At 69.2% G+C, this 13,903-nt stretch carries 11 protein-coding genes; 6 read left to right on the plus strand and 5 right to left on the minus strand.

The window, feature by feature from the left end; all coding sequences use genetic code 11:
- Nucleotides 1–177: 177 nt before the first annotated feature.
- Nucleotides 178–1,089, minus strand: coding sequence for an AraC family transcriptional regulator (locus OEJ36_RS16410; protein WP_263402403.1), 912 nt, complete (start codon nt 1,087–1,089; stop codon nt 178–180).
- Between the two features lie 113 nt (nt 1,090–1,202).
- Here OEJ36_RS16410 and OEJ36_RS16415 point away from each other — a divergent pair, with 113 nt between their 5' ends.
- The 4 genes from OEJ36_RS16415 (at nt 1,203) to OEJ36_RS16430 (ending at nt 5,703) form a co-directional block, all read left to right on the plus strand.
- Nucleotides 1,203–1,541 carry a carboxymuconolactone decarboxylase family protein gene (locus tag OEJ36_RS16415; protein WP_263402404.1) on the plus strand — a complete coding sequence of 113 codons (339 nt, stop codon included), beginning with the start codon at nt 1,203–1,205 and terminating at the stop codon, nt 1,539–1,541.
- Between the two features lie 167 nt (nt 1,542–1,708).
- Nucleotides 1,709–2,254 carry an RNA polymerase sigma factor gene (locus tag OEJ36_RS16420; RefSeq protein ID WP_263402405.1) on the plus strand — a complete coding sequence of 182 codons (546 nt, stop codon included), beginning with the start codon at nt 1,709–1,711 and terminating at the stop codon, nt 2,252–2,254.
- Nucleotides 2,255–2,282: 28 nt separating this feature from the next.
- Complete coding sequence (locus tag OEJ36_RS16425) at nt 2,283–3,230, plus strand: FecR family protein (protein WP_263402406.1); 948 nt, start codon at nt 2,283–2,285, stop codon at nt 3,228–3,230.
- A 112-nt stretch (nt 3,231–3,342) separates the two neighbouring features.
- Nucleotides 3,343–5,703, plus strand: coding sequence for a TonB-dependent receptor domain-containing protein (locus OEJ36_RS16430; protein ID WP_411861017.1), 2,361 nt, complete (start codon nt 3,343–3,345; stop codon nt 5,701–5,703).
- Between the two features lie 39 nt (nt 5,704–5,742).
- On the opposite strand, the gene OEJ36_RS16435 is transcribed toward OEJ36_RS16430, so the two are convergent.
- Nucleotides 5,743–6,660 carry a bestrophin family protein gene (locus tag OEJ36_RS16435; RefSeq protein WP_263402407.1) on the minus strand — a complete coding sequence of 306 codons (918 nt, stop codon included), beginning with the start codon at nt 6,658–6,660 and terminating at the stop codon, nt 5,743–5,745.
- Nucleotides 6,661–6,867: 207 nt separating this feature from the next.
- Between OEJ36_RS16435 and OEJ36_RS16440 the strand changes: the two genes are divergently transcribed.
- Nucleotides 6,868–7,527 carry a M24 family metallopeptidase gene (locus OEJ36_RS16440; RefSeq protein ID WP_263402408.1) on the plus strand — a complete coding sequence of 220 codons (660 nt, stop codon included), beginning with the start codon at nt 6,868–6,870 and terminating at the stop codon, nt 7,525–7,527.
- Nucleotides 7,528–7,961: 434 nt separating this feature from the next.
- Here OEJ36_RS16440 and OEJ36_RS16445 read toward each other — a convergent pair whose 3' ends face one another.
- The 3 genes from OEJ36_RS16445 to OEJ36_RS16455 all read right to left on the minus strand — a co-directional run bounded on the left by OEJ36_RS16445 (nt 7,962) and on the right by OEJ36_RS16455 (nt 12,556).
- The gene (locus tag OEJ36_RS16445; RefSeq protein ID WP_411861020.1) at nt 7,962–10,241 is read right to left on the minus strand and encodes a TonB-dependent receptor; all 2,280 of its coding nucleotides are present in this window, start codon (nt 10,239–10,241) and stop codon (nt 7,962–7,964) included.
- 139 nt (nt 10,242–10,380) lie between these two features.
- Nucleotides 10,381–11,499, minus strand: coding sequence for an aryl-sulfate sulfotransferase (locus OEJ36_RS16450; RefSeq protein ID WP_263402410.1), 1,119 nt, complete (start codon nt 11,497–11,499; stop codon nt 10,381–10,383).
- A gap of 61 nt (nt 11,500–11,560) precedes the next feature.
- On the minus strand, nt 11,561–12,556 hold the full coding sequence (locus tag OEJ36_RS16455; protein ID WP_263402411.1) for an ABC transporter substrate-binding protein: 996 nt from the start codon (nt 12,554–12,556) through the stop codon (nt 11,561–11,563).
- Nucleotides 12,557–12,590: 34 nt separating this feature from the next.
- Between OEJ36_RS16455 and OEJ36_RS16460 the strand changes: the two genes are divergently transcribed.
- A complete protein-coding gene (locus OEJ36_RS16460) occupies nt 12,591–13,730 on the plus strand; it encodes a GlxA family transcriptional regulator (protein WP_263402412.1) in 1,140 nt (379 codons plus the stop codon).
- Nucleotides 13,731–13,903 lie beyond the last annotated feature (173 nt).

Genomic DNA, 13,903 nt, shown 5'->3' on the forward strand with positions numbered 1-13,903 from the left:
CGGGGGGGCGAAACCAGAAGTGCCAACAAAACTCGGCAATCAGCTGGGCTCAAATCTTCTAGCAACACTTAACGCAGACAGAACCAATTCATTCGCGATGGAGCATCCGGCCATTCGCAGCCGGGTGCCTGCGGGAGGTCTTTCGCGGCTGAAGCCGCTCCCACAGTGGATGCCCGATCACCCGCGCTTGCGCTGCCTGAACGCCGCGGGCGATTCGCCGAGGTGCTGGCGGAACACCCGGCTGAAGGAGGCCTGGCTCGGGTAGCCGACCTCCAGGGCGATGGTGCCGATGCTCATCGCCGTGCCCAGCAGCAGCTGTTGCGCGCGCTCCAGGCGCAGGCGCGTGACCAGGGCGCCGGGCGAGGTGCCGGCGAGCTGAGTGAAGCTGCGCATGAAGCTGGAGCGGGACATGTTCGCCTCGGCCGCCAGGGCCTCCACCGGCCACTCCCGCGAGAGGTCCGCCAGCAGCGCCAGTGCCGCCCTGCCCAGGCGCCGGTCGCGCAGCAGGGCGAAGATTCCCGGCAATTCATGGCGCTCCTGCAGGTAGGCGCGCATCACCAGGGTGAAAAGGATCACCGACAGCCCGTCGACCATCGCCTGGTTGGCCACCTCCTCGCCTTCAGCCTCCAGGCGCATCAGTTCCACCACGGCGGCCAGCCGGCCCTTCATGGCCTCCCCGGCCGGCACCACCAGCACATCCGGCAGCGCCTCCAGCAGGGTCGCCCCCGGGCTGTAGTGAATGCGCCCGCAGAGCATCTCGAAGCCCTCCTCGCCCTGCCCCATGCGCAGCAGCGGGATCCGCCCGGCCTCCCTGAGCAAGGGCGCCGAGGTGCGCGGCCGGCCCGGCTGCTCGGCCTGCAACAGGTGGGAGTCGCTGCGCGGCAGCAGCAGGATCTCCCCCGCGCGCAGGCGCCGTGGCGGCTCGCCGGCGAGCTCCAGGCGGCACTCGCCGCGCAGCAGGATGTGGTAGCTGGCCTGGCCCGCCGGCAGGCGCGGGTGGTCCAGGGCCCAGTTGCCGTGCAGTTGGCAGCGCAGGTCCAGCACGCCACGCAGGTTGGCCAGGTCGATCAGGTGGTCGAATGCATGCATTGGGACGTTTCGGCAAAGGGATGGGCAGGAATGCAAAACGCCGGGAACGCGCCAGCGGGAAACTCTCCTCACCGGCCGATCACCGGCCCCGTACAAAACTAGGAGAAACCGCCATGCTGCTCAACTGGTCCGACTACGTTCCCGCCGTGAAAAAAGCCTTCGGCAAGCTCGGCAAGTCCCATCCCAAGATGCTCGCCGCCTACCAGGCCCTGGGTGCCGCCGCCAGCGATGACGACGCGCTGGACGCCAAGACCCGTGAACTGATCGCCATGGCCGTGGCCATCACCACCCGCTGCGACGGTTGCATCGGCGTGCATGCCGAGGCCGCGCGCAAGGCCGGCGCCACCGAGGCCGAACTGGCCCAGGCCCTGGCCACCGCCATCTCGCTCAACGCCGGCGCCGCCTACATCTACTCGCTGCGTGCCCTGGAGGCCTTCGAGCAGACGGCCTGAAGCCGGCCCCGCACCACCCCAGGTCGCCGCCGGGCCCACCCGGCGGAGGCCATTGCACGGCGTCGAGCTCTCGGATAAATTTGCGATCAATTCTTATCTGCATTTGAAGCGGAACGCCGACGCCCCGGGCCGAAGCCGATCCGCCGTGCCTCCAGACGACCCCAGTGATGTCGCCGAAGTATTCCTCGCTGCTGGCCTGTTTCATCGCCGAACGCAAAAGCCTGGTGCATTACCTGGCCGGGCGTACCGGCTGCGTCGCCACGGCCGAGGATCTGCTGCAGGAGGCCTGGCTCAAGCTCAACCGCAGCCAGCCGGACGAATCCATCGACAACCCCCAGGCCTACCTCCATCGCATGGCCACCAACCTCGCCATCGACGACGCCCGCGCCAATGCGCGACGCCTGCTCGACCCCGTGGAGATCGACGCGCTGCTGGACATCGCCGACGACGCGCCGGGCACCGAGCAGCAGACCTCCGACCTGCAGCAGCTGGATCGCCTGGCGGAAATCGTCGAAGAAATGCCCCAGCGGCGCCGCGAGCTGTTTCTCGCCGCGCGCGTCGAAGGCCAGCCGCACAAGGCCCTGGCCGAGCGCTTCGGCGTCAGCGTGCGCACCGTGGAGCTGGAGGTGCACCGCGCCCTCGACTACTGCGCCGAGCGCCTGCGACAACTCTCCGGAGAGCCGGCGCGCCCAGCGCCCGCTCATGTAAAGTAGCACCCTTTTCCAGCCCGCCGACGCCTCCATGACCCCAGCCCCTTCCCCTTCCGAGCAGCCGCAGACCCTGGCGAGCCAGGCCAATGCCTGGGTGGTGCGCCTGACCTCCGGCACCGCCACGGTGGAGGACGCCCGCGCCCTGCGCGAATGGTGCGAGCGCAGCCCGGAGCACGCGGCGGCCTATCGTGAGGCCGCGAGCCTGTGGAAGCAGGCCGGCAAACTGGCCCAGGCCCCCTGCCGTACCCATCGCCAACCGGCCCGCCTGTGGCTGGGTGGTGCGCTGGCGGCCTGCCTGGTGCTCGGGCTGGCCGGCGCCATGCAGCTGGGCGCCCTCCCGGATGGCCGCGCCTGGTTGTCCGACCACCACACCGCGCTGGCCGAGCGCCGCGAGGTGCAGCTGCCCGACGGCAGCCGCGTGGAGCTGGACGCCCGCACCCGCCTGGACCTGGATTTCAGCGCTGGCCAGCGGCGCATCCGCTTGCAGGGCGGCGCAGCGATCTTCCATGTGCAGCACGATGCCCAACGCCCCTTCGTGGTCAGCGCCGAAGGCGGCACCGTCACCGCCCTGGGCACCGTCTTCGAGGTGCGCCAGCAGAGCGACGGCATCCGCGTCACCTGCAGCGAGGGGGTGGTCGCGGTGCGCCAGGAAGGCTTCGAGCAACAGCTGCTGCACGCCGGCGAACAGCTGCACTACGACGCCCAGGGCACGGGCACGGCGGCGAAGGTCGACAGCGAGCAGGAGCTGGCCTGGCGCCGTGGCCTGCTGGTGTTCAAGAACCGCCCGCTGCAAGAACTGGTGGACGAACTCAACCGCTACCGCAGCGGCCGCATCCTCATCGCCGATGCCGAGGCCGCGCGCCTGCCGGTCAGCGGCGTGTTCCACCTGGCGCGCCCGGACGAGGCCCTGCTGCACATCGAGCAGAGCCTGGGGCTGGCCGCCACGCACCTGCCGGCGGGCGTCACCCTGCTGCGCTGAAAAATTTTTCCCCGATCATTGCGGGTCGACCCTCCGGGCAGCGTCATTCAGATAAGAACGCGTTTCAAACGCACTTATCGATCGATGCTTTGGGGGAAAGATGGGGAACACATTGAACAACATCCGCACGACCGGGCCACTGCCCGCCCGCACCGCACTGGCCTGCGCGGTGATGCTCGGTTGCGCGATGCTCGGCAGCGCCTCGCTGCAGGCGGCCGAAGCCGTGGACCACGGCACCACCCAAGCCCAGGCGCTGCACTTCGATATCCCGGCCCAGCCACTGGATGACGCCCTCGCCGCCTACGGCATCGCCAGCGGCGTGCAGGTGCTCTACGGCGCCTCGCTCACCCAGGGCCTGCGTTCCACGGCGGTCAATGCACAGCTGACCGCCGAACAGGCGCTGCAACGCCTGCTGGCCGGCACCGGCCTGACCCCGCGCTTCACCGACGCCCGCAGCGTGACGCTGCTGCCCGCCACGCCGCAAGCCACCACCCTCGAAGTGGCGCCGGTGATGGTCACCGGCGAGAAGCTCGACCGCACCCTGGAGAAGACCCAGACCAGCGTCGTGGTCTACACCGCCGAGACCCTGCGCGAGCACGGCGACCGCAACATCGATGACGTCTTCACCCGCACGCCCGGCGCCTACAACACCGCCGGCAACGAGACCTGGGGCCTGCGCGGCGTGCCGGTCTCGGGCTTCGACGACCAGGGCCCGGCCACCCTCAACGGCGCCGTCTCGGTGTTCGTCGATGGCGCCCAGCAGCCCAACCGCGCGCTGACCATGAGCCCCCTGCCCCTGTGGGACGTGGAACAGGTGGAAGTGCTGCTGGGGCCGCAATCCACCACCCAGGGCCGCAACTCCCTCGCCGGCGCGGTGGTGATCCAGACCCGCGATCCGTCCTTCACCCCCAGCCTGGCGTTGCAGACCAACGCCGGTAACTACGGCGAACAGGGTGGCGCCCTGGCCGTGGGCGGCGCGCTGGTGGAAGACCGCATCGCCGGACGCCTGGCGGCGGACTACCAGCAAAGCGACGGCTACATCGACAACGTCACCACCGGCGATGACGCCAACGCCCGGCGCACCAGCAACCTGCGCGGCAAGCTGCTGATCCTGCCCAGCGAAGACCTCGACGTGCTGCTCTCCTACAGCCATAACAAGCGGCGCCAGGGCGACAACTCGATCATGAGCAGCGACGGCCATGTGAGCTACTACGAGATCGCCTCCGACACCAAGGCCTACGACCGCTTCGACCAGGACACCGCCACCGCCAAGCTGGACTACCGCCTGGCCGACGCCTGGACCCTGACCAGCCTCACCGCCACCACCAGCGCCGACTACGACGCCCTGCTGGACTTCGACCAGAGCGCCAGCGCCAACCAGGAGGCGCTGCGCACCCAGCACACCCGGCTGTTCAGCGAGGAACTGCGCCTCTCCTACGAGGGCGAGGAGGTGCGCGGCTTCATCGGCGCCTACTACGGCCACACCACCAACGAATACGCCGACCAACTGCTCTTCAGCGGCGCGCCCTTCGGGGCCGTGGAAGGCGAGACGCGCATCCGCAACCAGGCGCTGTTCGGCGAACTGAACTGGACCTTCACCCCCGGCTGGACGCTGATCACCGGCCTGCGCTACGACCGCGAGCAGAACGACACCGATGTCGCCCGTGACGACTTCTCCAGCCCCGGCGAAGTCTCCAAGCGCTTCGATGCGCTGCTGCCCAAGCTGGGCCTGGACGTCGAGCTGGCGCCCAGCCAGTACCTGGGCTTCATGGTGCAGAAGGGCTATCGCGGGGGCGGCGTGAACGTGCGCGCCGGTGGCGGCCACGCCGACTACGACCCCGAATACACCACCAATTACGAGCTGTCCTATCGCGGCGCCTGGTTCGACGACAGCCTGCGGGCACGCGCCAACCTCTACTACACCGACTGGAAGGACCAGCAGGTGAGCATGCTCGACGACAGCGGCAACTTCTTCCAGGTCTACAACGCCGGCAGCAGCACCATCCGCGGCCTGGAAGCCTTCATCGAGCAGGACGTCGACAGCCGCCTCACCCTCAATGCCGGCCTGGCCTTCACCGACGGCCGCTACCGCGACTTCGTGTTCGGCACCAACTCCGACCTCAGCGGTGAATCCTTCCTCTACTCGCCGCGCTTCAAGGCCTCGGTGGGCAGCGTCTACCGCTTCGGCGATCGCCTCACCCTCAGCGGCGACATCGTCTACCAGGAAGGCGCGCCGACCCAGTACGACTTCGACAGCAGCGGCCAGGTGACCCACGAGCACCGCAGCGACGACCACGTGCTGGTCAACCTCAACGCCGAGTACAAGCTGATCGAAGGCCTGGCGCTGTCGGGCTACGTGAAGAACCTGTTCGACGAGAAATACGTCACCAACAACCGCGCCGGCGAACCGGTCAACATCATCGACGTCGGCGCTCCGCGCACCCTCGGCCTGGTGCTGCGCTACGACCTGTGAGCCGCAGGCCCACGGGGAGCGCCGGCTCCCCGCAGGCCGCTAGAGCAGCACGCCCTTGATCGGCTGCTCCGGCTCGGGCGCCGGTTCGTCCAGCAGCTCCAGCACCGTGATCTCGATGTTGCGGCACATGGCGTTCAGCGGCAGGTCGTTGGGCTGGGTGTCGAAGGGGTCGGAGATCTGGTCGCCCAGGGCGTCCAGGCCGAAGAAGGTGTACGCCAGTACGCAGACCGCGAAGGGCGTGAACCAGCCGATGCTGTCCACCAGGCAGAACGGCAGCAGGAAGCAGTACACGTGGACGATGCGGTGCAGCATGAGGATGTAGGGATAGGGAATGGGCGTGTTCTTGATGCGCTCGCAACCGCCCAGCACGTACGACAGCCGCGAGAGCTGCTCGTCGAGGGTGGCCTGGACCATCTCCCCCGCCCCCGCTTCGCGGCTCGCCGCCATCACCCGCTGGCCGATCAGGCCCAGCAGCGCGCTGGGCACGTTGCCCTTGCCGGCCAACTGCGCACGGATGGGTTCGTCCAGCAGGCGCTGCACATCGGCACCGTCGCCACCGCCACGCAGGTGGTCGCGCAGCGCATGGCTGAAGGCGGCCAGCGCATCCACCAGCCGGCGGCGCTCGGTTGGCGCCATGGCCGGGGTCAGGCTCAGCAGCTGGCGGGTCAGGTTGCGGGTGACGATCAGCAGCTCGCCCCAGAGCGTGCGCGCCTCCCAGAAGCGCTGGTAGGCCACGGTGTTCCTGAAGCCGAGGAAGATCGCCAGGGTCAGCCCCCAGAGGGTGAAGGGCGTGGCGGTGAGGATCACCTTGTAGTGATAGAGCGTGCCGTGGGTGGCCACCACCACCGAGCTGATCAGCACGGTGAACAGCACCTTGCGCCAGATGGCCGGGATGATCGACCCCTTGAGGGAGAACAGCAGGACCGGGATCGAAGGATTCTGGGGACGCGTGATCATCGGATAGGGCTCGGCAGGTACAGCGGAATAGGCGCAACTATAGAGCCTGGCGACCCCGTTTGGCCTGCGACGCACAGCAGCACCCGAGGTGCGGGCAACGCAAAGTGTACCGCTCCGGCCGTTCGCAACTGAGCATTGATCGGCATCGCTGTATAAAATTTAATACTGCGCTTCGGTACCGTGCCGATACAGCCTTGGAGGGCAAAAATGACTGCATCAGCAACGAAGGAAGCCGTGGGCGAGCTCTACAGCCTGGACGCCATGAAGTACGCGCAGAGCATGACCTGGCGCGCCATCGAACAGCTCTCGGCGCTGATTCGCCCCGGCATGCTGGAATCCGAGGCCACCGCCCTCGGCAAGCAGGTGCTCACCGACCTGGGCATGCAGCGCATCTGGCACCCGCTGCTGATCCGCTTCGGCGCCAACACCCTGAAGACCTTCAAGCAGCGCTCCGACGGCGACCCGCGGCTCGGCGAGCACGACATCTACTTCATCGACCTGGGCGCGGTGTGGGACAGCCATGAAGGCGACGCCGGCGCCACCTTCACCACCGGCAATGACCCCGAGATGCTGGCCTGCGCCGCCTGCAAGACCCTGTTCGACAAGGTCGAGCGCTACTGGCGGGAACAACGCGTGGCCGGCCAGGAGCTGTACCGCTACGCCGCCGAACAGGCCGAGGCCATGGGCTGGGTGCTCAACCTGGACATCAAGGGCCACCGCGTCAGCGACTTCCCCCACGCCATCTACCGCGCCGGCGACCTGGGCGACTTCGCCGCCTGCCCCAACGTTGGCCTTTGGATCCTGGAAATCCAGCTGGCCCACCCGCAGCGGCCCTTCGGCGCCTTCTACGAGGACCTGCTGGCCTAGCACCGTTGGGCCTCGCTGCGCTCGGCGCCAACCTACGGCGCCGTGCCCAACCCGAACCACGGCGCCGACCGGTGTGTAGGGTGGATGGCGCTCTTTTCATCCACCAAGCGACCTTGCAGCCCGCACCACAGCCCACCTCGTGGGAGCGAATTCATTCGCGATGGAATACCCGGCCACTCGCAGCCGGGTGCCTGCGGAAGGTCTTTCGCGGCTGAAGCCGCTCCCACAAAGGCGCGTCTGCCGTTGGGCCCAGCATCGCTCCGTTGGGCCTCGCTACGCTCGGCGCCAACCTACGGCGCCGTGCCCAATTCGAACCAGGGTGCCGACCGGGGCATAGGGTGGATGGCGCTCTTTTCATCCACCAATCGGTGCAGCCGGGAGGCACCCAAGGTGGACCAATGCAACGCGGCCCACCCCGTATCCCCCTACCCGCCTCAGAAGTCGTACCGCGCCGTCATGCCCAGGGTCCTCGGGGTGCCGAGCACGCCGGTGTAGGCGCCGTTCGGGGAGTTCCACAGGGTGGTGTAGTAGGTCTTGTCGAAGGCGTTCTTCAGCCACAGCGAGACGTCCCACTGCCCGTCCCCCAGGTCGCCGCGCACGCCGGTGGCGAGGTTGACCAGGGCGTAGCTGGGCAGCTGGGCGTGGCGCGAGTCGTCGATGGTGCCCACCGCGTGGGAGCGGAAGGCGTAGCTGGCGTTGACGTAGGGGCGCACCGGGTCCAGCTGCCATTCGTAGGTGCCGTTGCCGTTGAAGATCCACTTCGAGGCGCCGACCACGTTGTGCCCGCTGAGGTCGCACGAGGCCGGGGCGCCGGGGCGCAGGGCCACTTCCGCCGGGCAGGGGGCGTCCTCGTAGGAGAGGTAGCGCACGTCGTTGTACGAGCCGTTGGCGTTCAGGGTCAGCCCGCGAAGGGGTCGCAGGGTCGCCTCGAACTCCGCGCCCCGGCTGCGCACGGTGCCGGCGTTGGTGAGGTAGCTGGTGAGGTTGGCGTCGTCGTAGGCGTTGGTCTGGTAGCCGTGGACCACCGTCCAGAACAGGTTGGCGTTGAGCTGCAGGCGGTTGTCCAGCAGCGTGCTCTTGATGCCCAGCTCGGCGTCGTTGGCGCGCTCGGTGCCGATCAGCAACGAGTCCGCCCCCGCCACCGGAGCACTGGCGACGCTGAGGTTCACCCCGCCGGATTTCTCGCCATGGGACAGCGAGGCATAGCCCATCACCCGGTCGTCGAAGCGGTAGGCCAGGCTCACCAGCGCCGAGGGGCTGAAGCTGTGCAGGCCGAGGTCGCCCGAGTCATAGGCGCCCACCCGCGCATTGCGCACCGTGGCCGCCGCCCCACTGACCGCCGCGCCGCCGACGGGGGCGTCGCGCCCTACCCGTGCCTGCTTCTCTTCATAGGTGCCACGCAGGCCGGCGGTGAGGTCGAGGCGCTCGGTGAGGTGCCAGGTGCCCTGGGCGAACAGCGCATAGCTGTCGGTGTCGATCCAGCCCTTGCCGATGCTGGTGACGTCGTTGAGCGCGCCGGCCGGGGTGCCGTTCCAGGTATCCGCCAGGGAGCCGTAGTAGGTGAACACCTCGTTGCTCATCTCCTGACGGAAATAGTAGGCACCGAGCACATAGTCGAAGGCGCCGCCGGTGGGTGATGCCAGGCGGAATTCCTGGGAGTACTGCTTGTCCCGGGCGGACTGACCGACGTTGTCCATCACCCGCACGTTGAGCTCGTCGTCGTTGCGCGGGGTGAAGTCCCACCAGCGGTAGGCGCTGATGGAGGTGAGGGTGAAGTCGTTGGGCAGCATCCAGTTGGCCTCCAGGGAGGTGCCGCCCTGGAACACCTTCACGCTCTGCTCGGCATCCAGGTTCACATGGCGCCCGCGCACCAGGGTCGCGCCCACGGCGGCGGCGCGCTGCTCGTAGCGGTTGACGCCGTTGATGGTCGGCCCGGTGCTGAACAGCGAGCGCGTCCCGGCGCTGGAGTCTTCCTCGTTGTAGTCGGCGATCCAGCGCAGGTTGAAGGCCTCGTTGGGCTCGAACAGCAACTGCCCACGGAAGCCCTGACGGGTACCGCCGCCCAGGGTGTGGCCGTCGTGCTCGTTCTCCACGTAGCCGTTCTCGCGGGTGCGGTAGGCCGACAGGCGCCCGGCCAGGGTCTCGCTCAAGGGGCCGGAGAAACTGCCCTGGTTCTGCACGTAGCCGTCTTCGCCGATGGAGGTGGAAACCCCGCCCTCGGCGGTGAAGCTCGGCTTGCGCGTGCCGATGTTGAGCACGCCGGCGGTGGTGTTCTTGCCGAACAGCGTGCCTTGCGGGCCGCGCAGCAGTTCCAGCTGTTCGATATCCAGCAGGTCGAACACCGCCATGCCCGGGCGCCCCAGGTAGACGTTGTCCAGGTAGATGCCGGCGCTGCCTTCCAGGCCGTCGCTGGCGGGGTTGTTGCCCAGGCCACGGATGGACAGGCTCGACTGCCGCGCATGCATGAAGGCGACGTTGAGGCTGGGCATCGCCTGTTGCAGGTCCTGCACGCGGTACAGGCGCTGCTCCTCCAGGGTGCGCGCCGAGAGCACGGTCATGGGCGTGGGCACCGATTGGGCCTCCTCGGTGCGGCGGCGGGCGTTGACCGTGACCGCTTGCAGGGTCTGGTCATCGGCCGTGGCGGCGGTCTTGCGTTCGGCCGCCGTGGCCTGGCCCGGCACGCAGGCCAGGGCGATAAGGGTGGGAACCAGCATCCGCAGGGCGGGCGCGCAGGGGGGCCGGTTGAAGGGCGTGGTCATCATGGACTCCGGTCATGAATGAACCCTCGCTGCGCGTGGTTTGCGTAAGCGTGATCGGGTGGTTGTCGTGGGTGGGATGGGTAATGCTGCGCGGTCAGCCGCGCAGCCAGGGGATGTCCCGCGCCTGGTAGCGGTGCGCGCGGAAGATGGCGTTGTTCTCGCCCGGCAGGTAGGCCCGCGAGGCGGCGTCCGGGTAGGCGGCGAAGTGCGGGTTGATGTACTCCCACACCACCGTGCCGTCACGGGTCACCTCGAACAGCCGGCCGAAGTTGGCTTCGGTGATCAGCGTGTTGCCGTTCTCCAGGCGCTGGGCGCCGCCCATGAAGGGGGTGAAGAAGGCGTAGCCGGGGGTGTCGGCATACTGCCACTCGATGCGCTGGGCGATGGGGTCGACCTCGATCACCCGCGAATGGGGCATGGAGATGTGCGGGCGCGAGATGCCGTTGTCGAACACCAGCACGCGGCCGTTCTCCAGCTCGCTGGGGCAATGCTGCTGGGCGACGATGTCGTGGCCCAGGCGCCAGAGCACACGGCCGCTGGCCCGCTCGACGGCGATCACCGAGGACACGCTGCGCATGCTGAGGATCACCTTGCCGTCGCGCCCCGGGCTCACCGCGTTGGTCATCGGCCAGTGGTAGCGCTCGAAGCAGTCGTGCAGCGGGTAGTCCTCCGGCGCCAGGTGCTCCCAGCTGCGCCACTCCCAGAGCGTGGTGCCGGCGCGGTCGACTTCCTTGACCACGTCGCCATAGATCACCCCGCCCGGCGCCTCGCTGCCGGGGATGCCGCCCAGCACGCGCGCGGCGATGTCCTTGGGCAGCGGCTCGGCGGTGGTGTAGAGCAGGTTGCCGTTGGCCAGCCACTGGGCGTCGTGGTGGTGGGCGAGATCGGTGTGCTGCCAGACCACCTCGCCTTCCGGGGTCACCTCGGAGAAGGCGCCGCCATGCCACACCGACCAGCCGGGGAACAGCTCGGGCGAATCCGCGTGGTTGCCGTTGTAGCCGAGGTTGCCGTTGGCCAGCAGCACCGCATCGCGGCCGGGGCGCTGGGGCAGCTGCCAGCGGTGCACCTCGTTGCCCTGGATGTCGATGAGGAAGACCTTGCCGCCGGCGGTCTGCGGGGCGAACAGGGTGTAGCCGCCGGCGCTGCGCGCGGTGTCGACGGCGATCAGGCCGGTGGCGTGGCGCCGCAGGGTGGTGGAATCGAGTGGGGGCATGGTGTTTCTCCGGATGAGCGCCGCCCTGCCGGCAGGCGCGGCATGGCGGTCGGGCTGGGGTTCAGTGGCCGCTGGGCAGCAGGCGGTTGTAGCGGTCGTCGAAGGCTTCCGTGACCTGCAAGGGCCGGGGGATCAGCCGCGCCTCGGCGAAGGCATCGGCCAGGCGCTGCTGCAGGGCGGCGACGCGGCCGTCCAGGGGCACGTACTGCAGGCTCTGTTGCTGCAGCATCTCCTGCACCAGGGGCAACGGCAGGCGGGTGACGCTCGCCAGGTGTTCCGCCCAGGGGCCGGGGTTGGCGGTGGCCCAGGCCTGGGCGCGGGCCAGGCGCTGGACGAAGTCACCCAGCAGGTCGGCCTTCAGCGGGTCGTTCAGGGCAGCCAGGCTGGCCACGGTGAAGTTGAGCCCGGTCTCCGGCCAGGGGCTGCCATCCACCAGGCGTCGCGCGCCCCGGGAAGTGGCCTGGCCGACGAAGGGGTACCACACCGCCCAGGCGTCGAGGCGGCCGCTGGCGAAGGCGTTCTGCGCGTCCACCGGGCTGGCGTAGAGCACCTGGATATCACTGATCTTCAGCCCCGCGCCGGCCAGCGCGGCCAACAGCAGGTAGTGCCCGCTGGAGCCCTTGGCCACGGCGACGCGCTTGCCCTTGAGCTCGGTGACGCTGTGGAGGGGCGAGTCCGCCGGCACCAGCAGCGCATTGTTGTTCTGCGCCCCTTCGGCGGCGGCGACGATGCGCACATCGAAGCTGCCCGCCTGGGCGAACACCGGCGGCGCATTGCCCACCACGCCCACATCCACGGCGGCGGCGTTGAGCGCCTCCATCAAGGCCGGGCCGGCGGTGAAGGGGTGCCAGTCGAGCCGGTACGGCAGGTCGCGGTCCTCCCCCGCCGCTGCCAGCAGCGCCTGGATCAGGCCGCTCTGGTCGCCCACCTCCAGCTCCACGCCGGCCAGTTCGGCGGCGGGCCGGGCCGCCAGGGGCGACGGCTCGGCATGGGCCAGCCCGGCGCACAGCAGGGCGAGCAGGGGCAGGTGCTTGGCAGCGGAAACAAATCGGCGCATCGTCGCGGGTCTCGAAATTCAGGCTGGCCCCAGTATGTCGACGCCCCGCGCTCGCCTCCATGTCAAACACCCCACCTTTTCTGCCATCGCCCGGCCGCGCACGGTGCTGGTCCTGGCCTTCCCCGGCGCCCTGCTGCTGAACGCCGCCGGGCCGCTGGAGGTGTTCGCCGCCGCGCCCCGGGTGCTCGGCGGCGAGCTGGCCGACCACCCGCCCTACCGCGTGGTGCTGGCCTCCCCCGAGGGCGGCGAGATCGAGACCATCTCCGGCATCCACGTCTGCACCCGCTCGCTGGACCAGGTGGCGCGGGAGGTGGAGCGCATCGACACGCTGATCGTCATCGGCGGGCCGGGCGTATCGCGGCTGGAGGCTGACGCCGAAGTCATCGCCTGGCTGCGCAAGCACGCACCCGGTGCACGCCGGCTGTGCTCGGTGGGCACCGGCGCCTTCGCCCTGGCCGCCGCCGGCCTGCTGGACGGGCGCCGCGTGGTGACCCACTGGAAGTTCGCCGAGGAGCTGCAACAGGGCTACCCGGCGCTGCACGTGGAGCGCGATGCGCTGTACCTGCACGACGACAACCTGTGGACCTGCGGCGGCGCCTCGGCGGGCATCGACCTCGGCCTCGCCCTGCTGGAACAGGACCTCGGCCCCCACGCCGCCCTGGCGCTGGCGCGCTACTTCACCCTGTTCATCCATCGCTCGGCCGAGCAGCCGCAGCTCAGCGCCTCGCTGAAGGCCCAGAGCGACGCCCTGCGCAGTGACCGCGACCTGCGCCTGGTGCGCCTGCACGCCTGGATGGCGGAAAACCTCGATGCCGATCTGCGCGTCGAGCGCCTGGCCGAACGCGTCGGCATGAGCCCCCGCCACTTCGCCCGTGCCTACGCCGCCAGCACCGGCGGCACCCCGGCCCAGGCGGTGGAAACCCTGCGCCTGGAAGCCGCCTGCCGCCTGCTGGAAACCAGCGCCGAGCCCATCAAGCGCATCGCCGAAACCACCGGCTTCGGCAACGAGGAGCGCATGCGCCGCAGCTTCCAGCGCCAGCTCGGCACCAGCCCCCTCGCCTACAGCGCCCAGGCCCGCGCCCCGCAACAGACCGACAGCCTCCCCGCCCAGGGCCAGACCGGCTACCGCCACGACGCCCGCCTCTCCATCGCCCTGGAGCAGTTGGCGCAGTAGGGGCCGACGAAGAGCACGGAGCCCCTGTAGGTTGGGTTGAGGTACGAAGCCCAACATCGCGAGGCCGGGCATCGCAACGTTGGGCCTCGCTGCGCTCGGCGCCAACCTACGGGTGCCAGGCACGATCCCGTAGGAGCGAGCTCTGCTCGCGAAGCTCTTGCTGGGTAGGAGCG

The organism is Pseudomonas sp. PDM13 (assembly GCF_025685765.1).
Taxonomy (GTDB): domain Bacteria; phylum Pseudomonadota; class Gammaproteobacteria; order Pseudomonadales; family Pseudomonadaceae; genus Metapseudomonas; species Metapseudomonas solani.